The sequence below is a fragment of the Extibacter sp. GGCC_0201 genome (assembly GCF_017566055.1).
Taxonomy (GTDB): Bacteria; Bacillota; Clostridia; order Lachnospirales; family Lachnospiraceae; genus Extibacter.
Genome location: NZ_JABFCH010000004.1, coordinates 132446 through 158238 on the forward strand (window position 1 = coordinate 132446; position 25793 = coordinate 158238).

At 49.1% G+C, this 25793-nt stretch carries 24 protein-coding genes; 21 read left to right on the plus strand and 3 right to left on the minus strand.

Going from position 1 to position 25793, the window contains the following annotated elements; all coding sequences use genetic code 11:
• Positions 1-12: 12 nt before the first annotated feature.
• The 14 genes from flgK (at position 13) to atpC (ending at position 12376) form a co-directional block, all read left to right on the plus strand.
• Positions 13-1539 (plus strand): flagellar hook-associated protein FlgK, encoded by a 1527-nt coding sequence (flgK, locus tag HJV72_RS04205; protein WP_208068933.1) that lies wholly within the window; start codon positions 13-15, stop codon positions 1537-1539.
• 14 nt (positions 1540-1553) lie between these two features.
• Positions 1554-2546, plus strand: a complete 993-nt coding sequence (locus tag HJV72_RS04210; RefSeq protein WP_208068935.1) for a flagellin N-terminal helical domain-containing protein — start codon at positions 1554-1556, stop codon at positions 2544-2546.
• A 31-nt stretch (positions 2547-2577) separates the two neighbouring features.
• The gene (locus HJV72_RS04215; RefSeq protein WP_330618774.1) at positions 2578-3198 is read left to right on the plus strand and encodes a DUF6470 family protein; all 621 of its coding nucleotides are present in this window, start codon (positions 2578-2580) and stop codon (positions 3196-3198) included.
• 27 nt (positions 3199-3225) lie between these two features.
• Positions 3226-3663: a flagellar assembly protein FliW gene (locus HJV72_RS04220; protein WP_208068937.1), complete on the plus strand. Its 438-nt coding sequence runs from the start codon at positions 3226-3228 to the stop codon at positions 3661-3663.
• A gap of 2 nt (positions 3664-3665) precedes the next feature.
• Positions 3666-3902, plus strand: a complete 237-nt coding sequence (locus tag HJV72_RS04225) for a carbon storage regulator (RefSeq protein WP_208068939.1) — start codon at positions 3666-3668, stop codon at positions 3900-3902.
• A gap of 96 nt (positions 3903-3998) precedes the next feature.
• Entirely contained in the window at positions 3999-5759 is a 1761-nt protein-coding gene (locus tag HJV72_RS04230) for a GGDEF domain-containing protein (protein ID WP_208068941.1), read from the plus strand.
• A 414-nt stretch (positions 5760-6173) separates the two neighbouring features.
• Positions 6174-6836, plus strand: coding sequence for a F0F1 ATP synthase subunit A (locus HJV72_RS04235; protein ID WP_208069063.1), 663 nt, complete (start codon positions 6174-6176; stop codon positions 6834-6836).
• 34 nt (positions 6837-6870) lie between these two features.
• Positions 6871-7095, plus strand: coding sequence for an ATP synthase F0 subunit C (gene atpE, locus HJV72_RS04240; RefSeq protein WP_066581933.1), 225 nt, complete (start codon positions 6871-6873; stop codon positions 7093-7095).
• 16 nt (positions 7096-7111) lie between these two features.
• On the plus strand, positions 7112-7612 hold the full coding sequence (atpF, locus tag HJV72_RS04245; protein ID WP_208068942.1) for a F0F1 ATP synthase subunit B: 501 nt from the start codon (positions 7112-7114) through the stop codon (positions 7610-7612).
• Positions 7593-8126 carry an ATP synthase delta subunit family protein gene (locus HJV72_RS04250; RefSeq protein ID WP_208068944.1) on the plus strand — a complete coding sequence of 178 codons (534 nt, stop codon included), beginning with the start codon at positions 7593-7595 and terminating at the stop codon, positions 8124-8126. Before atpF ends, HJV72_RS04250 begins: the two co-directional genes overlap by 20 nt.
• Complete coding sequence (gene atpA, locus HJV72_RS04255; protein WP_208068946.1) at positions 8126-9637, plus strand: F0F1 ATP synthase subunit alpha; 1512 nt, start codon at positions 8126-8128, stop codon at positions 9635-9637. Before HJV72_RS04250 ends, atpA begins: the two co-directional genes overlap by 1 nt.
• Before the next feature lie 12 nt (positions 9638-9649).
• Complete coding sequence (gene atpG / locus HJV72_RS04260; protein ID WP_208068948.1) at positions 9650-10546, plus strand: ATP synthase F1 subunit gamma; 897 nt, start codon at positions 9650-9652, stop codon at positions 10544-10546.
• An 11-nt stretch (positions 10547-10557) separates the two neighbouring features.
• Positions 10558-11952: a F0F1 ATP synthase subunit beta gene (gene atpD, locus HJV72_RS04265; RefSeq protein WP_208069065.1), complete on the plus strand. Its 1395-nt coding sequence runs from the start codon at positions 10558-10560 to the stop codon at positions 11950-11952.
• A 7-nt stretch (positions 11953-11959) separates the two neighbouring features.
• Positions 11960-12376 (plus strand): ATP synthase F1 subunit epsilon, encoded by a 417-nt coding sequence (gene atpC, locus HJV72_RS04270; protein WP_208068950.1) that lies wholly within the window; start codon positions 11960-11962, stop codon positions 12374-12376.
• On the opposite strand, the gene HJV72_RS04275 is transcribed toward atpC, so the two are convergent.
• A complete protein-coding gene (locus tag HJV72_RS04275) occupies positions 12377-13261 on the minus strand; it encodes a LysR family transcriptional regulator (protein WP_208068953.1) in 885 nt (294 codons plus the stop codon).
• 145 nt (positions 13262-13406) lie between these two features.
• Here HJV72_RS04275 and HJV72_RS04280 point away from each other — a divergent pair, with 145 nt between their 5' ends.
• The 5 genes from HJV72_RS04280 to HJV72_RS04300 all read left to right on the plus strand — a co-directional run bounded on the left by HJV72_RS04280 (position 13407) and on the right by HJV72_RS04300 (position 19332).
• Positions 13407-14438, plus strand: coding sequence for a YeiH family protein (locus HJV72_RS04280; protein ID WP_208068954.1), 1032 nt, complete (start codon positions 13407-13409; stop codon positions 14436-14438).
• 157 nt (positions 14439-14595) lie between these two features.
• Positions 14596-15630: a sugar ABC transporter substrate-binding protein gene (locus HJV72_RS04285; RefSeq protein ID WP_208068956.1), complete on the plus strand. Its 1035-nt coding sequence runs from the start codon at positions 14596-14598 to the stop codon at positions 15628-15630.
• Between the two features lie 79 nt (positions 15631-15709).
• A complete protein-coding gene (locus tag HJV72_RS04290; protein ID WP_066580784.1) occupies positions 15710-16816 on the plus strand; it encodes an ABC transporter permease in 1107 nt (368 codons plus the stop codon).
• 1 nt (position 16817) lies between these two features.
• Complete coding sequence (locus HJV72_RS04295; protein WP_243765511.1) at positions 16818-18350, plus strand: sugar ABC transporter ATP-binding protein; 1533 nt, start codon at positions 16818-16820, stop codon at positions 18348-18350.
• Positions 18340-19332, plus strand: a complete 993-nt coding sequence (locus tag HJV72_RS04300) for an ABC transporter permease (protein ID WP_208068960.1) — start codon at positions 18340-18342, stop codon at positions 19330-19332. Before HJV72_RS04295 ends, HJV72_RS04300 begins: the two co-directional genes overlap by 11 nt.
• Before the next feature lie 42 nt (positions 19333-19374).
• On the opposite strand, the gene HJV72_RS04305 is transcribed toward HJV72_RS04300, so the two are convergent.
• Both HJV72_RS04305 and HJV72_RS04310 read right to left on the minus strand, forming a co-directional pair.
• On the minus strand, positions 19375-20415 hold the full coding sequence (locus HJV72_RS04305) for a substrate-binding domain-containing protein (protein ID WP_208068962.1): 1041 nt from the start codon (positions 20413-20415) through the stop codon (positions 19375-19377).
• 9 nt (positions 20416-20424) lie between these two features.
• Complete coding sequence (locus tag HJV72_RS04310; RefSeq protein WP_208068964.1) at positions 20425-21684, minus strand: ABC transporter substrate-binding protein; 1260 nt, start codon at positions 21682-21684, stop codon at positions 20425-20427.
• Between the two features lie 287 nt (positions 21685-21971).
• On the opposite strand from HJV72_RS04310, the gene HJV72_RS04315 reads away from it, so the two are divergent.
• Positions 21972-23777, plus strand: coding sequence for a sensor histidine kinase (locus HJV72_RS04315; protein WP_208068966.1), 1806 nt, complete (start codon positions 21972-21974; stop codon positions 23775-23777).
• A gap of 13 nt (positions 23778-23790) precedes the next feature.
• On the plus strand, positions 23791-25410 hold the full coding sequence (locus tag HJV72_RS04320; RefSeq protein ID WP_208068977.1) for a response regulator transcription factor: 1620 nt from the start codon (positions 23791-23793) through the stop codon (positions 25408-25410).
• Positions 25411-25793 lie beyond the last annotated feature (383 nt).

Consider the following 25793-nt stretch of genomic DNA (forward strand, 5'->3'; position numbering starts at 1 on the left):
GAGGACAGCAGAATGATACGTTCAACATTTGGCGGATTTACAATGGCACAGCAGGCACTAAATGCCAACCAGCGGGCAATTGACGTTGCGGGCCAGAACTTGTCAAATATAAATACACCAGGGTATACGAGGCAGCGTCTGGATCTGGCGAGCATCTCGCCGGTAGGAGCCAGCTACAGCAGCTCCGTATTCGACTGTAAAGTCGGCCAGGGAGTCATGATGAAAGGCATCACGCAGATTCGGGATCCGTTTCTGGATATCCAGTACAGGAACCAGATTACAAAGGTGGGTACCGCAGACGCCACGGATGAGATACTCAGCAGAATAGGGGAAATCTTTGACGAGACGGACAGTGCAGCTGTCCGGGAGGCATTCAACAACGTCATAACGCAGCTTAAGAATCTGGCAACACCTCAGAATGCAGGAGAAAGCAGTACAGACAGGCTTGTGCGCTCCTCTTTCGAGGTGCTGATTAACGCTATTCATGAAAAAGCTACTGCGTTGGATGATTTAGAAGCAGAGATGATAAAAAAGATGGAAGACTCCATCGTTCCGAATATCAATTCCTGCCTGGAGCAGATAAAGAACCTGAACGAAGAGATTAAAAACAGCCAGGTACTTGGGAATCCGGCACTTGAGCTTCAGGATACGCGTAACCAGCTGCTGGACGATCTCGCTACATATCTTCCGATAAAGGTGACGTATAAGACCGATACTTCAAGTGGGGAAAAAGTAGACCTGCTGGAAGTCACTTTTAGAGACATCACACTCATCTCAGACACGAAGGTGGGAGAATTCAGCTTTGACGGCACGGGGGGGATTCCGGTGTCACTGGAAGTTACGGATGCCCTTAACCCGGCGGCGACGACCGATATTACGAACCTCATCCAGAACGGAGTGCTCAAGGGCAATCTCGATATGCTGAACAAGGCGGAGATATTTGACGGCACGGATACAAAGGGGATTGGATATTACAGAGGCATGTTTGACGCATTCGTGGACAAGATGGCCACTGTACTGAATGACCTGAACGGAGATGCGCTGTTTGAAAAGAGTGACGGCAGCGGTGCAGGTCAGCCATTTACCGCATCCAATATCAAGATATCCGACGGATGGATGAACGGAACCGTGTCGATTAAAAAATCGAACGGAACCGGAGGGACGGATCCCTCTACGGCTTATGAAAATGTACAGCTTATGATCAATGCACTGATCAGCGACAAGCAGATATTTACGATAAAAGGAGCAGACGGGGGAGATATCACCGTGTTCCAGGGTACGATACAGAACTGCTTTGACAATATACAGGATGTACAGGCCATTGAAAGAAAGGCGTCGTCGTCGATACTGAAGAACCATCTGACAGTGCTGAATCAGATAGCAGACTCGAGAGACGCAGTATCAGGCGTCAACATGGATGAAGAAGTAATGGATCTGATGCGTTATCATCAGTCTTACAATGCCGCGTCCAGGCTTATGACAACGCTGGATGAGATGCTGGACAAGCTGATCAATGATACAGGAGTGGTAGGAAGATAGCAGGAGGTAGCAAGATGCGCATAACGACAAATATGATTCGAAGAAACTATCAGAACAATCTGAATTCTACCTTGAGCGGGCTTGAACAGGCTCGCAGGCAGGCAGAGACCGGCAGACGGTTCAGCAAATCATATGAAGACCCCTCTGCGGCAGCCAGAGCGACTATCCTGGAGAACAGATATGCCAGAAACGGCGACTACAGGAATGCGGTCGAGGATACGATGAAGTGGCAGGATACCCAGGAGGATGTCCTCATGCAGCTGAGCACGATTGCAAAGGAAGTAAATAAGAACTATGGCGTGGAAGCTATCTCAGGAACAAATGCGAGTGTGAGGGACACCTATGCGGCTACATTCCGTGAGATGCAGAAATCCATGGTCTATGCACTGAATACAAAATACGGCAACGTATTTGCAATGGCAGGCTCTGACGGGCAGAACGCGCCGTTCGAGCTAAAGGAAGATGGAACGGTGACGTACCGGGGACTGGACGTAAATGACCCTGCCAATGCAGCTGAGCTTGAAAAGCTCACAAATGAGCACTCTTATATCGACCTTGGCTTCGGACTTACATTTTCCGGAGGAGAGATCGTGTCATCCAGTGCATTTGATGCTGCCTTTCCGGGAATAAAGGCGGTAGGGTTCGGACAGGAGGATGATGGGACAAGTAAGAACATGATTGTGCTCATGGGGCAGATGGCAGATGTGCTGGAAGCGGATGAATTCGACGAGGCCGCCTACAAAAAGCTTTGGACGCAGTTTGACAAAGGCGCAGGAGACCTGCAGAATTGCATGACCGAGATTGGTACGAAGACAAAGCTTCTTAGCTCGACACAGCAGCGTCTGGAAAATGAAAAGCTCAATATAACGACGCAATTTGACAGCACTGTCAATATTAATGAAGCAGAAGCGCTGATGAATTTTTCTTACGCCCAATATGTGTACAATGTTGCACTGAAGATTGGAACGAGCCTTTTATCAAACTCTCTGCTTGATTTTATGAAGTAACATGTATATTGATTTTATGGTGAGGTGATGGATGATGAATCAATTACTTAAAATTACGACGATACCGATTGAGTATGAATTGAAAATCAATAATGCGAAGCTGGAACGCAGAAACGGCACCGCAGAGATGGAGATCAGCCGCAATGAAGGCGGTATGAGCATCAAGAGCAGGCCAATCCGTCTTCAACTGGATACATACGAAGCGAGGAACTCCGTCGTACCTACCACGAAGACATCGATAACCCAATCCGCTCAGAAGGGGAAACAGGCGGCATATCAGGCCACGGCCCAGTTCGCAAAGGAGGGGCAGCTATTGCTGAAGACCAAAATAGGTGAAGGCGGTGAAGCGCTTAAGTCTATATTCGAACAGAGGGTGGCATTACCGACCGGTCAGTTCCAGATGGGGTTCGTCCCTGCAACAGGACCGGATATCAACTGGGAGGCACCTTCACTTTCTATCAGGTATGAGATGGATAAGCTGAACTTCGACATGAAGATAGATAAAGGTGACGTGAAATTTATACCCGGTACCATTGAGCTGTCTATATCCCAGTATCCGGATGTGGAAATTGAGTATATGGGAGAGCCGATATATGTTCCGCCGAGTGCGGCAGCTCACTTTACAGGAGAAATAGTAGATGTCAGGGCATAGGCGGATAAGGACAGGGGGAGTAATATTATGAAGGAAAAGAAAGGCAGCAGCCTTCCTTTTGAGAAGGAAGAGCTGATCAGCTTTGAGGAGGGGTTATTCGGATTTGAAGACTATAAGCGTTTTCTGCCGCTCCCTATAACAGAAGACAGTGACGCTGTACTGAATCTGCTGAGCGTTGAGGACGAGAGCCTGTCCTTTATCATCATGAACCCATTCCTGCTCGTAAGTGATTACGAACCCCGTCTGTCACAAGATATCTATAAAAAGCTTGAGGCAAAGGACGAGGCTGATTTGTCTTACTATGTCATATGCGTGGTCGGTGACAGTCCGGAAAACAGCACGGTCAACTTCAAGTGCCCGATTGTCGTCAATACGGTCAGCAGAAAGGCGGTACAGGTCATACTGGAGTCGGAAGAATACCGTTTCCGTCACTCGTTAAAAGACATAGGAAAAGAGGTGGTCTGAATATGCTTGTCTTACAGCGCAAAAAAGGGGAGTCGCTCCTATTGGGAGAGGATATTCAGATCTCTGTCGTCGATATCGGGACGGATACCGTCAGGCTTGCGATTGAAGCGCCGAAAGATGTCAAGATACTTAGAAAAGAACTTGCGGAGGCTGCAATCGTCAACCAGGAGGCGGTAGCAGGCCAGGAACAGATACAAAAGATAAAAAGTATTCTCAGTCCAGACCGGCACAATGGCTGATTTGGCGGAAAATTTTAAACTGCCTTGGAAACGGCTGTTTCTAAGGCTTTTTATTATTACCGTATTGTTTCGTCTGAGCGTACAGGAGGTGTCGTTATGAAAAGCTTTCATTCGGTTATTAATATTTTTCTGTCCAGTCCGGGTATCTTATTTTTGTCTTCCATTTTATTTACGTTTGCAAGTTTTTACTGGGTCAGAAAGCTACTTTCCGAATTCCGGGGATCTCTCTTTACAGCGCTGCTGGCTGGAAGCTTCAACGGGATAATCGCGGTATTTGCAGAGACGGCAGTGGACAGGCCGGCGCCGTATGTAATGATGGCTTTTGTGCCTATCGTTACAGTAGTGGAACTCAGGCTCGTGTCGAATGACAGCATATGGGCCTATCTGTTTGTACTCTCTGCATTCCTGCTGAATTTCAGCGCGGTCCACGATCTGGCCGTGGCAGCTATGGGGCTTTGGTCGTACCGGGAAGTATGCGCTCCCCATTCTGTAGAGTATCGTATCAGCATCTTTACTCTGGCATTGTTGTCCGCAGCTTTTATGCTTCTTCTGCTGGCCAGATTCATGCCGGCCAAAGAGCTGTCGGCCCTGATGCACTCCAGAGAGAAGAGTATGATTCTCTTTACTTATATGGCGCTTGGCAGCATAGTGCTGATAATTGCATCGGCAGTTACGGTACCGGTCCTGTTCAGTGACAGCATACCGGACGATATCAGCGTTCCGGTGTATCAAGATCTGATATTAAAAGACTTTCTGGTACTCGCGTGCAGTTATGTGATAGCACTTCTGCAATGCCATGCAGAGCGGGCATCCCAGAAGAACAGCGACCTTACGGAAGCATTGCAGCAGGAGAAGGAGTTCCGCTGTGCCATTCAGAGGCAGGCGATTATGAGCTATACCGTCAACCTACGGAAGAATTGTATTGTGGAAGGTCTGTCTTACTTTTCAAAATATATGGAAACTGGGGGGAGCAACGACTATTCCCGCATTCTTCAGGAAGAGATCTGTCCGAATGTACATCCGGACGACCGTATCAAAGTGCTGGAAGAAAGCATATCCCATTCGGCAAAGCGGCAGGAGGCCAGAGAAAACAGCAGCCATGAGTTCCGTTTCAGAATCTCGTTACAATACCTGGACAGGTCTGTCAAATGGACGCCGTCTGACACATGCGGATGTGAGGAGGACATGGAGTGGATATGGGTGGAAGCCCGGATAATCATTGTCCATGAAGATTCGTCAGGAGATAATATTGCATACATCGACCTGATAGATGTGAATGAATGCGTAGAGCAGGAGAATGAACTTCTGAACGCAGCCCAGATAGACGGCATCACAGGGCTGTACAATCGTTCTGCACTGGAAAAGCACATCGATCTTCAGCTGTGCGAGCGAATCGTATCGGGTGCGATGTTCATCATCGACATGGATAATTTCAAGATGGTGAATGATTCCTTCGGGCACCGCGCAGGGGATCTTCTTTTGAACGAGATGGCAGATGTAATCCGCGCCCATTTCCGCCAGAAGGACATCATAGGAAGGATTGGAGGGGATGAATTCTGCGTGTACGCGTCCAACCTCCGCTCTATAAAAAGCATTGAGGATAAGGCCAGAAGGCTAAATGCAGCAGCTACACGCACACATGTTACAGAGCAGGGAAGAGAGTTCCAGACGACGGTAAGTATCGGGATTGCGCTCTGCCCTGATTTTGGAGACGCCTACGACTCGTTATATGAGCATGCGGATATCGCCTTGTATCAGGCAAAAAGCTCCGGCAAGAATACGTACTGCATCTATGCGGGAGAGTCAAGGGTCGAGTACACCGGAAACCGTCCCGGGAATGGAAACGAAAGCAACTGATATCACATATATTATGGCGGCAGCCAGGCAAAAGTGCCCGGCTGCCGTGTGTTTTTGTTAAAAAAATTTACCAAATTTTTTTTTGTTACAATACAAAAAATTGCGGGTAAAAAAATGAAAAATTGTATAAATTTAATCTTGAAAAAAAAAGGCTCTTTGAAGGGGATTTAAGATTTGAAAATATATATAAAAATTGAGAAAAGCACATCGCGGAAAAGTTAAAAAATAACTAAAAATTACCTATATAAATGTATGTATAATTAATTGGAAGAGCTGTTGACAAAATAATTTATTGGCAGTAATGTGTATACAACTTTCGGATGCTTTCGTTTTAAAAGCGTCTGGCTGTTATTACATTGCAGAAAAAAAGACATGAAGGAAGGGGATAATACGGAAGAGCTGACAAAGAATCTGTTGGAAGAGCTAAATTGCCAGACCGTGTTTACGATTCCGGTATTTGGAGGCATCGCTGTGGATGAATCCATTGTCGTAACATGGATAATCATGGCGGTGCTTACGGTCCTGTCGGTAATATTCGTGAGGAACCTGAGCGTTGAACACCCTGGAAAGCTGCAGCTTGCGCTGGAATCTTCCATCGGATGGGCACAGGATTTCTTTGAAGGAATCATCGGAAAGGAGAACAAGAGGTATGTTCCTTATCTGATTACGGTAGCCCTCTATCTGGCGGTATCTAATGTAATAGGGCTGCTTGGATTCAAACCTCCGACAAAAGACTTGAACGTTACGGCGGCACTGGCTGTCATGAGTATGATTCTGATTGAATATTCAGGAATTCGGAAGAACGGAGGAAAGCACTGGGTGAAGCATTTCGCCAGCCCGGTCCCCGTAGTCGCGCCTATCATGGTGCTGGAAGTCTTTATCAGGCCGCTGTCGCTCTGTATGCGGCTGTTTGGCAATATGCTCGGGGGATTTGTCGTAATGGAACTGATTAAGCTTGTGGTTCCGCTGCTTGTACCGATTCCGCTTAGTTTTTATTTTGATATATTTGACGGATTGCTACAGGCGTATGTGTTTGTGTTCCTCACAGCTTTATTTATGAATGAGGAAATGGAATAGTAAGAAGTAGAAAAGGAGATAAAGAAGAATTATGATGGGTACAATTATAGCTATTGGTGCAGGAGTTGCAGTATTGACAGGTCTTGGTGCGGGAATCGGCATCGGAATCGCAACGGGAAAGGCGACAGACGCTATCGCCAGACAGCCGGAGGCAGAAGGCAAGATAAGCAAGACGTTGATTCTCGGATGTGCACTCGCAGAGGCGACAGCAATCTATGGATTTATTATCGCGCTGCTAATCGTGTTCTTCTTAAAATAAGAGGAGGTACGGGAAAGTGCTGAGATTAGATTTTAATCTTGTATTAGAGATGATTAACCTGCTCGTTCTCTTTCTGCTGCTCAGGAAGTTTTTGATTCGTCCAATTACCGGTATCATGGAGAAAAGAGAGGCTATGATTGCGGACGGGCTTAAGACTGCACAGAATGAGCGGGAAAAAGCGTTGGAACTTAAGAAGCGGTATGAAGAGTCTCTAAACGGCGCCAAGGAAGAATCCAAAAAGCTGATTGAGCAGGCGAAGCTGAATGCAAAGAACGAGTATGACCGCATCGTAAGCGACGCTGATGCCAAGTCAGGCAGAATGCTTCAGACAGCCAGGGATGCCATCCGCGCCGAGAGAGAACAGACGATGCGGCGCATGAAAGCGGAAGTGGCGGGGCTGGCCATGGATGCGGCGAAAAAGATTGCTGCCGGACAAGACGGGCGCAGTGACAGCCAGGCAGCCTATGATTTATTCTTAGAGGAGGCAGGTGACGGTCATGAAGACAGCAAATCGTAATGGGGAGCGCCGTTCCATGACAGCCATCCGGTATGCGGCCGTGCTGGCTGAACTTGATATACCGCAGGACCTCCTGGCCCGTACGTCTGAAATCCTCCGGCAATCCTCCGGTCTCTCAGAAGCGCTTGAAAGCCCGGTCATACAAAAAGAGGCAAAGCACCGTGTCATAGACCGGATATTCCCGGCCGCCGTAAGGAACTTCCTGAAGGTTGCGACAGATTGTGGAAAGATTGGGTATGTACCCGAAAGTATAGACGTATATAGAGCGCGGATGGAGAGGGAAGCAGGAATCGTGGCAGCCAGGCTTGTCTATGCAGAACCTCCTTCCGGAGGACGCCTTGCTAAGATGGAACAGTTCATATGCAGGAGATACAGAGCATCCGGGGTGCGCTGGAGGATGGAAGAGGATAAGTCGCTCATGGGAGGGTTCCTCTTGAATGTGGATGGCAGAGAGTATGACTATACTGTGCGGGGCCGCTTGAAAAGGCTGGAGCAAAAATTAACCTGGAGGTGATGAGATTGGCTGCAATCAACGCAGATGAAATTATCTCGATCTTAAGAGAAGAGATAGAGAATTATGATACGGTAAGCAGAGACAAGGAAACCGGTACAGTGGTCTCGGTCGGTGACGGGATTGCCTCCGTCTATGGAATAGACCATGCCATGTATGGGGAAATCGTCACGCTGGAGACAGGCCTAAAAGGAATGGTGCAGGATATACGGCAGAATGAGATAAGCTGCATCCTCTTCGGGGACGACTCTGATATAAAAGAAGGGACCAAGGCAGCACGTACCGGAAAGAGGGCAGGAATCCCGGTAGGTGAGAAGTATATCGGAAGAATCGTAGATGCACTAGGAGAGCCGATTGACGGCCTGGGCGAGATAAAGGCGGACGGATACCGGCCTGTGGAGCAGGAGGCTCCCGGCATCGTGGAACGTAAGTCTGTGAGTGTGCCGCTTCAAACCGGTATCCTGTCAATCGATTCTATGTTTCCTATCGGACGGGGGCAGAGGGAGCTGATTATCGGTGACAGACAGACCGGAAAGACTTCTATAGCGGTAGACACGATACTGAACCAGAAAGAGAAGGATGTCATCTGCATCTATGTGGCAGTCGGACAGAAAGCATCCACGGTAGCACAGCTTGTCAATACGCTCCGCTCATATGGGGCACTGGAGTATACGACCGTATTCTGTTCCACGGCCAGCGAGTGTGCGCCGCTTCAGTATATCGTGCCCTATTCCGCAACGGCTCTTGCAGAATACTTCATGTATCAGGGGAGAGACGTTCTGATCGTATATGATGACCTGTCAAAGCATGCAGTGGCCTACCGGGCAATCTCCCTCCTTCTTGGACGTTCTCCTGGCCGGGAAGCGTATCCGGGTGATGTCTTCTACCTGCATTCTCGTCTTCTTGAGCGGAGCAGCCGCCTGAACGAAAAAGCGGGAGGGGGCTCCATTACAGCTCTGCCGATTATTGAGACGCAGGCGGGGGATGTATCTGCATACATTCCTACGAATGTCATATCCATCACTGATGGCCAGATATTCCTGGAGAGCGACTTGTTTAATGCCGGTATGCGTCCTGCCGTCAACGTTGGACTCTCCGTATCCCGTGTAGGAGGGGCAGCTCAGACGAAGGCGATGAAAAAAGCTTCCGGCAGCGTGCGTATCGATCTGGCCCAGGCCCGTGAGATGGAGTCTTTTACACAGTTCAGTTCAGATCTGGATGAGGCCACGAAAATGCAGCTGAAATACGGTGCCTGCCTCACGGAGCTTCTGAAGCAGCCTCTGTGCCGTCCGCTCAGACTGCATGAACAGGTCATTACGCTCTGTGCGGCGACCCATAAGATGCTTCTTGACGTAGACACGAAAGACATAAAGGCATTTCAGGACGGTATGCTGGATTATATCGGGAAGACGTATCCAGAAATCGGGAAAGAGATAGAAGAGGGGCAGACGCTTGACGATGTACTGACAGATAAGATTCTGAAAGCGGTCGGAGAATATAAAGAAAACAGATAAGCAGGTGTAACTATGGCAAATGCGAGAGAACTGAAAGAACGGATGGCCAGCATCCAGGAGACCAAGAAGATTACAAACGCAATGTATCTGATCTCTTCTTCTAAACTGAAGCAGGCCAGAAAGAGGCTGCACGATACAGAACCGTTTTTCTATGCGATGCAGGCTGAGATTGCCAGGATACTGCGGCATGTCCCTGACATGCACAGCCATTTCTTCGATGGACGGCAGAAGAAGTCTCCGGATGAGAGGAAGACGGGATGTATCGTCATCACAGCCGATAAGGGGCTGGCAGGTGCCTATAATCACAACGTGATCAGGCTTGCGGAGGATATGCTGAGAGAACAGGGAGAACACAGGCTGTTCGTACTCGGGGAGCTGGGGCGGCAGTATTTTTCCAAAAAAGACGGCCTTAAGGTGGATGCGGACTTCAGGTACACGGTCCAGCATCCGACGATGCACAGGGCGCGCCTCATAACGGCAAAGATGACGAACCTGTTTGAGACGGGTGAACTGGATGATATCTATATCATCTATACGAGGATGAAGAATGCCATACAGGCAGAGGCGGAGACGATAAAGCTGCTCCCGCTCAAGCGGATGGACTTTACGCCGGAGAACATGCCTTATCTGACAGGGGTATACAGGGAAGCGGTTACGCTGTATCCTTCCGCCCACAGCGTGATGGACAGCATCGTGCCTAATTATATAAACGGAATCATCTACGGATGTCTCGTTGAGTCGTACTGCAGCGAACACAATTCACGCATGCAGGCGATGCAGAATGCGACCGACAGCGCGTCCCAGATGCTGGGTGAATTAAATATTACGTATAACCGTGTGCGGCAGGCTGATATTACACAGGAACTTACAGAAGTGATCGGCGGGGCCAATGCACAGAAAAGGAAGTGAAACCAGAGATGATGACAAAAGGAAGAATTGTACAGGTCATGGGGCCTGTCGTTGATGTGGAATTTGACAGCAGAGAGGACCTTCCGTTCATAAAAGATGCACTGGAAGTTGACAATAACGGGAGCCGTTCCGTCATGGAAGTGGCACAGCACGCAGGCAACAATATCGCCCGCTGCATCATGCTTGCATCAAGCGACGGATTGTATAGAGGTATGGAAGTGACCGCTACAGGTTCAGGAATCAGGGTTCCGGTAGGTAAGCAGACGCTCGGTCGTCTGTTCAATGTGCTTGGCGAGGCCATTGATGGTGGAAAAGAGATGGAAAACGGCAGCAGACGGTGGGAGATACACAGGAAGGCACCCGGCTTCGAGGAGCAGAGCCCGGCGGTGGAAGTCCTGGAGACAGGGATTAAAGTTATCGATCTTCTGACACCGTATGCCAAGGGAGGCAAGATAGGCCTGTTTGGAGGAGCCGGGGTAGGAAAGACTGTACTGATACAGGAATTGATACACAATATAGCTACAGAACACGGAGGGTATTCCATATTTACCGGCGTGGGCGAACGTTCCAGGGAGGGAAACGACCTGTGGACAGAGATGAGAGAGTCGGGGGTTCTGGACAAGACCGCGCTCGTGTTCGGCCAGATGAACGAGCCGCCGGGGGCCCGTATGCGTGTGGCGGAGACCGGCCTTACGATGGCGGAATACTTCCGGGACGAGGAGCACCAGAATGTACTGCTCTTCATCGACAACATATTCCGTTTTGTGCAGGCTGGTTCGGAAGTGTCCGCGCTTCTTGGACGTATGCCTTCCGCAGTCGGATACCAGCCTACGCTTGCACAGGAGATGGGAGCGCTTCAGGAGAGGATAGCGTCCACGAAGAATGGTTCCGTCACATCTGTGCAGGCAGTATACGTACCTGCGGATGATCTGACAGACCCTGCCCCTGCAACCACATTTTCCCATCTGGATGCGACCACGGTTCTATCCAGGAAGATTGTAGAACAGGGAATCTATCCGGCGGTGGATCCTCTGGAATCCACATCCCGCATACTGGAGGCGGATGTCGTAGGTAAGGAGCACTATCAGGTGGCGAGAAAAGTACAGGAGATACTGCAGAAATATAAAGAGCTGCAGGACATTATCGCTATACTCGGCATGGAGGAGCTGTCGGAAGAAGACAAGATGACGGTAAACCGCGCCAGAAAGATTCAGAAGTTCCTGTCGCAGCCGTTCTCTGTCGCAGAGACGTTTACCGGCGTCAAGGGAAGATATGTGCCGCTTGAGGAGACCGTGCGCGGATTCAAAGCGATTATCGACGGGGAGATGGACGCGTATCCGGAAAACGCCTTTTTTAATGTAGGAACGATGGAAGAGGTAAAAGAAAAAGCGGAAAAGGAAGTGTAAGCAAGGCATGAATACATTTTTCTTGAAAATTATATGCAGCGATAAAGTCTTTTTTGAAGGCCGATGCAAGACGGTTATCCTTCCGACGCCCGAAGGGAAGATGGGGGTGCTTGCCCATCATGAGAACATGGTGGTGGCTGTAGAAATCGGCGAACTTAGGCTGCAGACGCAGGAAGGGGAATGGGTTGAGGCGGTCGTATCCAAAGGGTTCGCGGAGATAATGAACAACCGCGTCTCAATCCTGGTCAATGCCGCAGAGCGTCCGGAAGATATCGATGTGCTGCGTGCCAGGGAGGCAAAAGAGCGTGCCAGGGAACGCCTGAGGCAGAAGCAGAGCATACAGGAGTATTATCTGTCGCAGGCTTCCCTGGCAAGGGCGATGACGCGTCTGCGGGCGTCAGAGCACGGGAAAAAATACATCTGATCACGTAGTAAGGAAGAGCTCTCCAAACAACTGTTCAAATGAGGAGTCAAAGAGGTTATTTTTTTTCCATACGATTGATATTTCATGTGTGATGCCGGGAGATGGCAATTCTATTTCTCTTAGAATGCCGTCCTCCAGCTCTTTTTCTACGGCCGTCTTGTACAGGAAAGTTATACCGCAGTCTGCGGTTACTAGTTCTTTTATCGTATTCATATTTCCGATAGTGATGATATTGGCAAAGTCATTCAGCGTGATATCCGCATCTTCCAGCGCCTGTTCCATAATCATACGTGTGCCGGAGCCAGGTTCCCGGATAATGAGACTTTCTGAGGTCAGATCCCGCAGCGTCTCGGGAGGATGGGCAAAGATGTGGCTCTGGCAGCAGACCGGGATAAACTGTTCCTCGCGGTAGGCACGGTGCCTGTAAGAAGTGTGCGGGAAGTTGCCTTCGAGCAGCGCGAAGTCAATCTCGCCGTTGTCAAGGCTGCAAAGCAGCTTCTTCGTGTTGGCTACCGCGACGGTGACGTCCGAATCAGGATGAGACTTCATATAGTGGATCAGTGGGCCGGATATCATGTATTCACCGACGGTCAGCGTCGCGCCGAAACGGAGCGTGTTTTTTTTATTCTTAAGCATCGCGATCTGTTCCTTCAGATATATTTCATTATTCCGAAGCGAGTTGAAGGACTTCTGGAGCAGAAGCCCCGTATCTGTAAGGCAGATTTTCTTTCCTTCAAAATGAAAAAGCTTTGTTCCGTAGTAGTCCTCAAGATACTGTATGTGCTGAGACACGGCGGGCTGTGATATGTGAAGTGCTCTGGCGGCTTTTGTAAAGCTCATCTCCCGGCAGACGGCCAGGAAGGTCTCGGTTCTGTTGTCCAGCATAGGATTCTCCTTTGAATTGACAGCGTTAAGATACTACAATGATAACATATGCTTATGAAAAAATAAATAATTATAATTTTACATTATAGTAATTCGATGGTATTATTTTCATGTTGCGTAAGAAGAAGATTCTGGAGGAAAAGAGATGAAATTTATAAAGAAGAACTGGCAGGGGATGCTCCTGTGTATCGCCATAGCTGTGCCGTCCATGCTGTTGGGAAAGCAGTTTCCGGTTATCGGGGGACCGGTCATCGCGATACTGGCAGGTATGGTTATTACACTATTTATAAAAGAAAAAGGGAAACTGGAGAGCGGAATTAAATTTACATCCAAAAAGATTCTGCAATATGCGGTTGTCCTGTTAGGTTTTGGTCTTAACTTGAGGGTAATCCTGGAAACAGGAAGGCAGTCGCTGCCAATCATTATCGCTACCATATCAACGTCGCTCATCATCGCATATGTGCTGCACAGGGCGATGCATATACCGGGGAAGATATCCACCCTGGTCGGAGTGGGTTCTTCTATATGCGGAGGATCCGCTATTGCGGCGACGGCACCTGTCATTGACGCGGACGATGAGGAAGTGGCACAGGCCATATCCGTCATATTCTTCTTCAATGTCCTGGCGGCGGTGCTATTTCCTATGCTTGGAACGGTGCTTGGATTCTCTACTCATTCCGGGGAGGGATTTGGCATCTTTGCCGGTACTGCGGTCAATGACACTTCATCTGTCACCGCGGCCGCTTCCACCTGGGACAGCATGTTTGGCCTCGGCAGCGCCACTTTGGACAAGGCGGTAACCGTAAAGCTTACGAGGACGCTGGCGATTATTCCGATCACGCTTGTACTGGCGTTCATCAGAACGCGCAAGGCTGAGAAGGAGGCGGCAGGGCAGGTATCCCTGAAGCAGGTATTCCCCTTCTTCATCCTGTTCTTCATCGGAGCATCAATTATCACAACTGTAGCATTAAGCGCAGGAATCTCTCCTGAGGTATTCACGCCGCTGAAAGAGCTGTCCAAGTTCTTCATCATCATGGCTATGGCGGCTATCGGCCTGCATACGAATATCGTCAAGCTCGTCAGGACCGGAGGCAAGCCGATTCTGATGGGAATGGCATGTTGGGTTGGCATCACGGCTGTAAGCCTGCTGATGCAGGATTTTCTTGGCCTGTGGTAAAGGACTTCGTACCGTAGGGCCGTGTCCCTGCAAGAGAAAGCAGCAAACTAAAAAAATTCTGCCGAATATTCTAAAAAGAGACGTCTGTTACTTGACGTCTCTTTTTCTTATACTCTAATCACAACAAACAAATCTAAAGAAAACGGAGGGAAATGTTATGAAGAAATTGTTGAGTGTGCTGCTTGCAGTGGCAATGATGGCAGCGCTCCTTGTGGGATGTGCCGACAAGGAGGAAGCCAAGGACAGCGGCGACGGCGGCAGCAAAGATATCACGATTGCTTTCAGCTTTGAAGACCTGGAGACAGAATTCTGGGTGGCAGCCCATGAGATTATCACGGACACGCTGAAAGAGGAAGGCTACAAAGTGATTGAGCTGAACTGCCAGGGGGATGCGAACAAGCAGTTGGAGCAAGTCAATGACGCGCTGACACAGGATATTGACGGAATCATCATGATACCGGTAGATGGAGATACGGCTGTGACAGTTACCACGGCGGCGAATGATTCTGAAGTCCCAATCGTCATCTTCAACCGTCCGCCGACATCCGACGAAGGCAGCAACATCACAGTAGTGTGTGATAATGCCACGACAGCGGAGGCTACTGTGGATTACATGGTAGAGCAGGCGAAGGCAAAATACGACGAGACCGGAAAGAAGCTGACACCTTGTATTCTCGTAGGTGATCTTGGCGACCCGAATGCGATAGAACGTAAGAATGGATTCTACGCTGCAGTCGAGAAAGAGAAAGACATCTTCAATGAGGTAATCGAAGTTCCTACAGAATGGGATGCCGCTACGGCACTTGCAAACCTTCAGAGTGCGGTACAGGCTAATCCGGAGATAGACTTCATCTTCTCCTCATCTGATTTCCTCTTCCCTACCATCCAGTCCGTAGTGGAGCCTCTGGGGAAATGGCAGAAAGCAGGGGATGCCAGCCACATTATCCTCGGAGGGCTTGACGGCGACTCCACAGCAGGAAAGCTTATCGACGAAGGGTATGTAGACGCTACAGGAGTCCAGGACTTGTTCTATGAGGCCGATGCGGCGATGAACGGAATCATCAAAGCTATCGAAGACGGGGAGGCGGCGCCGGACGAGGTCGTTGAGGACCCAGGCTTCGCGCTCACCCAGGGCAATCTGGAAGAAAAGAGAATGGATATGTGGGGCAACGCAGTAAGCGCTGAAAAGTAGAAGGCATGCAGGCATAAGGGCCGCCGCCTGGCAGTGAACTGCCGGTGCGCGGCCCAAAAGAATACAAGGAGGTTATGATATGGGTGTTTTTACAAAGAAAACACAGGCGAAGGGCAAAAAGAAAACTGCAAAGCAGATAGTTATGAGTATGTTCATGTCAGAATATTTCATATTTTATCTTACGGTCTTATGCTTTGTCTGTGTCATCCCATTTGTGCCGAGGATTATCACAAGAAGCAATCTTCTCAACGTAATGTCGAACTTATGGCCGCTGCTCGTCGTTGCTGTCGGACAGACATTTGTACTGCTGCTGGGCGGCATCGATCTGTCGCAGGTATCTGTCATAGGAGTTACAAGCGTTATCGGTACTGTACTTATGAGCAGTTCGCTTAAGGAGGATATCTTCTCTTCCACACCTCTGTGGGGATGGCTTATCGGACCGGAAGGAGGACCGCTTTCAGATTCAAGCATGGCAATACCGCTTTGTATTCTTGTAATGCTTATGGCTGGGACGCTGATAGGCATGTTCAACGGATTTTTTGTCGCGCGGTTCAAGATGCCGCCCTTCATGGTAACACTCGTCACACAGATGTTTCTGCTTAACTTTGCCATCTTCCTTACACAGTCCAGGAATGTCATGGGGCTGCCTGAGGGATTCAAAGAACTGGGCAAAGGGTCGCTCGGGGGAATCATACCATACGCGGCGATACTGACTCTGACCGTGACCGTCATCGCTTATTTTATATTGAAGAAACTCGTACTTGGGAAGTGGATATACTCGACTGGAGCCAATGAGACGGCCAGCATCGTATCCGGCGTGCCGACAAAGAAGGTCACGATATTCTGCTACGCATTCAGCGGATTCTGCGCTGCCGCCGGCTCAGCCATCTACTCGGCCCGGCTTAACATGGGGCGCCCTACTTTGGGAGAAGATCTGACGATGGACATCGTAGGGGCAGCGGTACTGGGCGGCACGAGCCTGCTCGGCGGAAAGGGGAAGGTCACTTGGACCGTGTTTGGCGTACTGTTCTATACGATACTGTTCAATGTGCTAAACCTGTTCAACCTATCGTATTACACGATTAATATAGTGAAAGGATTCGTAATTCTGGCAGCCGCGTTTCTGGATGTGGTGAGGACAAGGCTGGCGGTGAAGATGTCAACCGAGAATGAGGCAGGTGTTTAATATGAGTGAATACGTATTACAGTTAGAACATATTGCAAAGAGCTTCTTTGGAATCGCAGCACTGAAAGATGTCAGCTTTGCACTGGAAAAGGGGGAGCTTCTGAGCCTGATAGGAGAAAACGGGGCCGGCAAGTCAACGCTTATGAATATCATCGGAGGCGTTCTCAAGGCAGATAAAGGGAATCTCTTTCTGAACGGCAGCCCCTATGAGCCGCACAGGCCATCCGATGCCACAAAGGCAGGAATCGCATTTATACATCAGGAGCTGAACCTGTTTACCAATCTGAGCATCATTGACAATATGTATATAGATTCTTATCCCCGCATCCCGGGAACGCCGCTTATACGAAAGTCGGCCGTTGCGGAAAAGGTGAAAGAAGTGCTTTCATCAGTAGATCTGGAGGTATCTTTGGAGACAATTGTGGAGAAGCTGTCACCTGGGGAGCGCCAGCTCGTAGAGATAGCAAAAGCACTGTCATCCGACCCACAGATATTTATCTTTGATGAACCGACGACCTCTCTCACAGCCCGGGAGACGGAAAAGCTGTTTGCCATCATAGAGCGTCTGAAGCAGGAGGGAAAGTCTATCATATACATATCCCATATACTTGCAGATGTACAGCGGCTGTCAGATCATATTATCGTTCTGAGGGACGGAACAATTACGGATAATGACAGGAAAGAGAATTACACGATAAACCGTATGATCAGCTCTATGATTGGAAGAGAGATTGACCAGCTATACCCGACGAAGACGAACCGTCCTTTAGCAGAACCGGTGCTGGAGCTGAAGGACATAACGCAGAAGGGAATAACGCACAACGTCAGCATGAAGGTACACAAAGGGGAAGTGGTCGGGATGTTCGGACTCATGGGATCTGGAAGAAGTGAGCTTGCCAGAATCGTATACGGCCTGGATCCACATGAAGAAGGAAAGATACTGATACACAACAGGGAGATCAGAAAGATAACCCCAAGGCTTGCCATAAAAAACAAAGTGGCCTTTGTCACGGAAAACCGGAGGGAAGAAGGGCTGTTTATGGAGTTTACCATACAGGATAACCTTTCTCTCGTATCCATACCGGAAAAAGCCAGAACAAAGCTTAAAATCGTCGATGACTCGACGGTTAAGAAAAGTACGCAAGGTATGGTAGACACGCTGAAGATAAAATGTCCACCAATTGAAAATAATCCGGCAAAAAGCATGAGCGGCGGCAACCAGCAGAAAGTAGTCATCGGCAAATGGCTGCTCAGCAATCCTGACCTTCTGATTGTGGATGAACCGACGAGAGGAATCGATGTCGGTGCAAAGTATGAGGTGTATTCTATCATCAACAATCTGGCGTCGGAAGGAAAAGGAATCTGGGTCATCTCATCTGAGCTGGAAGAACTGATGGGGATATGTGACCGTATCATAATCATGGGCAATGGAGAGGTGCGCGGCGAGCTTGCGAGGGATGAATTTGACAAGGAGGCTATCATGAAAGCCGCATTTAACCAGAGCGGGAAGGGGGACGGACAATATGAAGTCTAAGGAGAGTGCAGGCAGGCTGCTGTTTAAAAATATACCGCTTTTGCTGTTCATCATAATATTTGTCCTGTTTGGCTTGTTTTCACCAAAGTTCCTGAGCATGGCATCCTTCAGCAATATCATACTGAATTCCTCCTATGTGGGAATCATCGGTATCGGAATCATGTTCGTACTGCTGACAGCGGGGATCGACCTGTCGGTCGGCTCGGTCATGTATCTGTCAGCCGCCTCCACCGGGCTTTTGATTGCCAGGTTCCATGTCCCGACAGCAGCCGGGGTAGTGGCAGGAATCGGGGTGGCCCTGCTCATCGGGCTTATCAATGCATTCTGTATCATTAAGCTGAAGATCTTGCCATTTGTCACGACGCTCGGTATGATGACGGCAGGACGGGCAATAGGAACGTGGATGACCCGTTCGGAATCTGTCAGCCTCCCGAAATCTATCACTTCGCTCGGCTCCCAGAAGATAGCCAATGTACCGATGGCCATTCTCCTGTTCCTGGCTATTGCGGCCGCAGCCGCGCTATTTCTGGCGAGGACAAGGCTCGGGCGTCAGATATATGCGGTCGGAAACAATCCGGAAGATGCCCGAAAAGCGGGAATCAGCAATGATAAGATATTATTTACGGTATACATGCTGAGCGCACTGCTGGCAGGAATCGGAGGTATCATCTCAGTGGCCCAGATAGGTATTGTCAATGCCTCCTTTGGAAAAGGTGAGGAATTCAATGCCATCGCCGCGGCAGTCCTGGGCGGTACGAGCCTGGCAGGGGGAAGCGGTAAAGTATCCGGCACCATATTGGGGGCGGTCATGATTCAGATGATTCAGTCAGGGCTTGTGTATATGCAGATAGATATGTACATTCAGCCTCTCATATCAGCGGGCATCATCTTCCTCGCGGTGTTCCTTGACAGTGTGAGAGGCCGGTATATGGCCAAAGCAGAGGCGAGAAATATCAGAAATGAAAATCTGGCAAGTGAATAGAGCACCATACGCAGAAGATAGAGGCCTGAATCATAACGGCCTCTATTTCATATCCGGGAAATAGGTGTACAGGTTCTCCCGGTTTACCGAGATCAGGCCTGTGTAGACGGTGTCGGGTATAGTAGAAGCAACCCCGTCGGAAAGGTTGTTGATCTTGATGGAGGAATGGTTGATGTCGTAGAGGATAGTGGCTGCATAGTAAGTGAATACAGACCGCTTCTGCCCTATGATGACGTCCACGTCACCGCTTTCTACGAGCGCCAGGTTGTCTGGCTCGATGTCCATGGCAGTAACTTTGATGTCGTGCTCTGCAGAGGAACCGTCAAGGCCGTTCGTAATACCGATTGCACTGTTGGAATTAAAACCGGAGATGCCGGCGATGTCGGGATGGGTCTCCACGATGAGCTTCGTAATCCGTTCCGACTCGTCGTAGCTGGCCATGTCATCATATTCGCCGACGATGGTGATATCAGGATAGTTGTCCGTGACAGAATGATAGCCATCAAATGCAGCCTCTGTCGTGTCGGCTCCGCCGATGCCCATGACAGCGACCTTCCCTTTGCCGCCTATGAGCTTGACCATGGCTTCCGCCTGTGTGACGCCAATCTCGTACCAGTCTGAACCTGCAAAGGCGATACGTTTTGATGTGGATACATCGGAATCTACCGTCACTACCGGTATCCCCTGCCGTATTGCTTTATCGATTACGGAAGCCAGGCTCTGCTCCATGCCGAGCACGACGATACCGGCGGGCTTGCGGGAGATGGCTTCCTCCATTGCCTGGATCTGACCGGGAATATCGTATTCTTCCGGACCGAGGATCGTCGTGGTGACGTGTCTGTCGATGCCAAACTGGCGGAATGCCGGGATGTCATTTTCCTGAAACATGCTGTGTCCTGTCATAGTGGCGACCCAGATATATTCTTCCTCGCCTGCGGCCGTCTCTGTATCAGGAGGATTCTCTCCCGACAGCCGGCCTGCGGCGATGACACCCAGCAGTACAAGGCAGAGGCAGCCCGTCAGTACGAGCGGCAGCAGCAGCTTGTTCTTTTTGAGCCTGTTTGATATGATGTCCTTTTTCATAGATACCTCCTAATTGTGGGAAAGTGCGATGGCCCTTTGAGTAAATTCTTCGGGAGTGGCCAGGTTATAAAATAACTCCTGTGGCAAAGCATGCAGCTCTTTGCTTCCTGTGTAAGGAGATAAGTAAAAATGTTCAGAAGGAATGTAACAGTCCTGGCTTTTGATTTTGTTCCAGGAATCGGTCAGCTTTTCATTTACAGAGTAGTTCTGTATGTTCGTCATGGTGCGGGTGTCCTCGATATATTGGAAGACGGTTTCATACCTGGTGTAATAATCCAGAAAAGTACGGCTGATATCGATGTTAGAACTTCCTCTGCAGATGCCGATAACAGAGTCTGCAGGGCTTCCGACTGCCATGTGTGCACTGCCGTTCCATGACGGATAGAATCCACATACATCAATGTTAATCTGCTGCAGTACAGAATCATCTACCATGGATATATAATTCTCAGGCGCCACTGTCATGGCATAAGTTGAGTCCAGGAATGCCTGGAACGCCTGCTCGCCGGTCATATGAAGGCTCGTCTCAGACAGATATCCGTTCTTACGCATATCGTAGCACAGACGAAGAGAATCCAGATACCTGGGGCTGTCCAGATTACGGAATCCGGAAGATGCGGTGACCGGCGAGCCTGCCGTAACAAAAGCATCCGCGGTCAGCAGCGTCAGAAGGTCATTGGCGGAAGCGCTGTCGGCAAGGCCGGCGGAAAGCGGGGCGATGCCGTTATCCTTAAAGACGCGGCAGGCATTCATAAAATTTTGAAGGGTATCCGGGGGCGCCAGATCATACTTGTCAAAGAGTGAGGCATTGTACCATACACCGAGATAATTGCTCTGGTAAGGGATGCCGAAATACTTGTCCGACCGGGACATCCTCTTCAGATAGTCGAGTGCAGCTGCATTGATGCGTGTAAATGCATCCATATCTGTTATCGGAAGCAGTATGTTGTTATAGATGTATTTCGGATACGCTTCTGCAGGGATTTCGATGATATCTACAGAGTCGTCCTGATCCAGCTTTTCATCCAGATATGACAGGTAGCCATAGACAGAATAGCGCTCAATATTAATCTTATAATCAGGATACTTGTCGTGGAACCCGTCAAGCGTAGACAGTGGAATGTCCTTATAGGTAAGAATATTGATGGAGCGGGTTTCCTTGGACGTACCTGGTGAACTGTATAAATAAGAATAAAAGAAGAGGAAGGAAAAGACAGCACCGGCTGCTAAGACTATGAATATGATATTTTTAAATAACCTTTTGTGCATAATTGCCAAACCCCCCTGCGGTAAAACATGGAAACTATAGAAAAAATAATGTAATAATAATATAATGATACCGGGATTAAAAGGTTCTGCGCTTCATGCTTGCATGAAAGAGCAGAACTTTGGAATCCGCAAAACATGAGGAAGTAGCCCGAATAGGGCGGATTTCGAATGTTTTTAGGATTGCGGGAGCACAAAGTGCGAAGCAATCCGTAGGTATCATATAATAAAAGCAGCATTTTTACAAGGAGACAAATTTTAGTTTTTTAGAAAACATGCAGGGCAGACATATGAAGATAATAAAGTATAAAGACTTAAAAATGAAAAACAAGCTGTTTCTCGGCTTCCTTCTCGTTATAGCCGTGCTCGTATCCCTGCTCGGCTACTTCAGCATGACCTTCAGCGAGCAGTCTATCCGGACCCAGATGCTGGATTCCATACAGGAGACCATGGCACAGATGGGGGAAAATATTGAGGGAGAGATTCAGAAGGTTCTGGACGTATCCGCTCAGGTATGTCTGAATCAGGATCTCGGTATCATCCTGCAGGAGGAGAAACCAAAGACGATAGAAGATTATTACCGCAAAGACAGAACGATGCGTCAGATTCTGAATGATTCTTACGCCACCTATTTTTCGGTGGAGGATGTATTCGTCTGTTCCTATAACGGGAGCGTATACGGTTCGGACAAGAACAAGCTGAGTCTGACGGCAGAGTATGACTTTACAAGGACGGACTGGTTCGAGGATATGAAACAGAGCGGGGCGAAGGTAAGCATTCTGTCACAATATGACAGCAGCTCTTACATCAGTACGGGAGAGCCTCAGAAGTTATTTTCTATTGTAAAGAAGATATATAATTATAAATCCGGCAAAGAGATAGGCTGCCTTATCATCCATATGAACAGCGATATCCTCGGTAATGTGCTGCAGAGCGTCAACAGCAATGAATACCAGCAGTGCCTGATCATCGACAATAACAAGAAGATCATCTACCATCCTGACTCTGACTACATAGGCACGCAGTACCGGGAAGCAAGGGTGAGCGAGCTGCTCACGGTGCAGAACGGTTATATGGAGTCGCTGTCGGAGAAAGGGTATCTCGTCTTCAGCACGTCACCGGTCACAGGATGGAGCGTTGTCTGTGTCGTGGATAATGAATATATTATGGACAGTATCAACCGCCTTCGGCTGTTCCTCATACTGACGGCCCTGTTCTGCGTCATATTATCCGTGTACTTTGCAAGCTATATAAGCAGGACGATAAGCGACCCGGTGGCAAGGCTGCAGAGGAAGATGCACCAGGTCGGCGAAGGAGACTTCGACATCCGGGCGGCAACAGGGGCATCGGATGAGATTGGACAGCTCACCATGTCCTTCGATAAGATGGTGGAACGTACCAAGCAGCTCATCGAGAATGTATATCAGTCTGAAATCTACCAGAAGGAAGCAGAGCTGAATGCGCTGCAGGCCCAGATCAATCCCCATTTCCTGTACAATACCCTGCAGACGATCGATATGATGGCGGAGGAGGAAGAGGCTGACGAAATCAGCGATGCCTGCCAGGCGCTGTCGAAAATATTCCGTTACTCAATCAACCGGGGACAGGAATTCGTCCATGTACAGGATGAACTTGTGCACATTGAGAACTATATGCTGATCCAGAAGCTGCGGTTTGGTGATAAGCTGGACGTCCGTTACGATATCCAGGAGGACTGCAGGGAGCTGTATATCGTCAAGCTGCTGATTCAGCCGATGGTAGAGAATGCGGTGGTACATGGGATGGAAAATGTGCTCGACAGATGTCTAGTGACGATACGCGTATACAGGGACCGGGACTGCCTGTACGCGGAAGTGGAGGATAACGGTACCGGCATCGGGACAGAACAGCTGGATCATCTGAATGAAAAGCTGGCCCAGAGCGGGGAACAGAAGATGGTCCATGAAGTAGATTACGTTAAGAGCCACAGAAGCATAGGGCTGGAAAATACAAATGCAAGAATCAAGCTGTATTTTGGACAGGAATACGGCATTACGATTACAAGTGAAGAAGGTACGGGGACAAAAGTGCGGATTAGGCTCCCTGTCCGGACATAGAGGAGGTTTTTATATGTACGTAGCATTGGTCGTAGATGATGAAGAGATTATACGCAGAGGGATATGCAGGAAGCTGGAACGATTTTTTCCTGAGCTTAAGCTGGCGCCCCCTCAGGAGAACGCGCTGGAAGCACTGCACTATATACAGGGCAGCCAGGTCGACATCGTGTATGTGGATATCAGGATGCCTCTTGTTGACGGACTGGAATTTATCAGCAGGGCGAGGCAGTACAATCCATATCTCCAGTTTGTCGTAATCAGCGGGTATACCAATTTTGAATATGCCAGATCTGCCCTCCAGCTGAACGTGAAGGATTACCTTCTGAAGCCGATTGACAATTGCGAGTTCAGGGAAGTGACCGCACGCCTCATACAGGAGCTGGATCAGAAAGAAAGGCAGATAAGGGATAGAAGCATCGTCAAAGGACAGGCGGAAGAGGGGAAATTCTATAAAAAGTGCCGCTACCTGACAGAGCTTGTCCGTGTAGACTCGTCTATGGATACGGTAGAGCTTATGAAAGATCTGGAGGAGATGGGCATCCGGTTTGCAAATCCCCATTACAGGGTGGCGGCCGTGCTGATACAGGACATCCGCTCCGTCCCGGAATTTGAAGATGTGTCGGGGCTTTCCATCCTGCAGTTTGCCGTGTGCAACATAATCGATGAAGTGTTCCTGCACTGTGGCTGTACTTCCTTCGTACATGAGAAGGGGGAAAACCAGTTTATCATCATCCTGAATACGGAGACCCCGCTTGCAATACATTTCCTGCGTGAAAAAGCGGTCCATCTCGTAAATGTGCTTAAGAACATCTATGGCATGGAAGCGTCCGCAGGAATCGGCAGGGAAGTGCTCCGCACGGAGGATTTGTGCGTCAGCTATACGGGAGCGCTGGAATGCAGCCTCCAGTGTTCCATGCTCGGGCTTTCCAGAGTAGATATCTGTGAAGGGCAAAAGGACAAGAAGCTGAATCTGCGCCTGCTGAATGAGTTTGATAAGAATATACTGGAAGGTTATATCAAGTCACAGAATGAAGCCGGAATACGCCAGTTCGTAGAGGAGATGCTGCGCAAGGCAAAAGAGGACGGCCTCAGCTACACGAATGTCAAAGTGATGTGTCTGGATATCTACATGCTGGCTGCAAAGCTGCTGATGGAGAAGGGAAAGGATACGGAGACCGCGGTCAGGATGCTTGAGAAGCTGGAACGGCAAGCCGTGGAAAATACCGGATTAGAGGAATTCAGAAAGTATCTGGAACAGACATTGCAGGAAATCAGCCGGCAGTTCGACGACCGCAAGAAAAGCGGTGGAAAGACACTTATAGCCGATATTCTGACCTATGTGGAAGAGCATTACAGCAAGGATGTAAGCCTTGGCACAATCGCCGGAAAATTTTTCATCAATCCAAGCTATCTGAGCCAGCTTTTCAAAAAAGAGATGAATATGAAGTTTATAGATTATATTACAGACGTAAGGATAAAAAAAGCCCTTGTCCTGCTGGAGACGACAAGCCTGACCGTAAACGAGGTGGCCGAAGCGGTGGGATATAAGGATACAAGATATTTCCGGGAGATCTTCGTCAAGCATATGGGACAGACCCCGTCACAGTATCGGAGCGGGAAATTAGCTGATTAAGTCAGAGACGTGCGAGCGTACGCAAAAGGGAGCTTATGTAAAAGGCCGCGGCAGGCCGTCTGGCCTGGCGGATATCCACAACTGCAAAGAGCCGGAATCAGGCACGAGAATGTTATGTAAGATAACATCCCCGTGCCTGATTCCGGCTATTTTTGCAACAGCATCACAGCCATGATGGATGCAGCCCTCAACGCCACACAGCCATGCCCGCCCTTGTTCGTATAGTAGACAGCCGTCGAGAAGCCAGGTGGCAGATGCGCAGGTACAAGCGGGAGAGGCGGAGAATCTGTCCCGGAATCCTTGATTTGTGGGAGAAGAGCTGCTATCAGCGACTCTGCCACAAAGCTAGGAGGCCGTGGACAAGTCGGAGCCTCGTACGCATC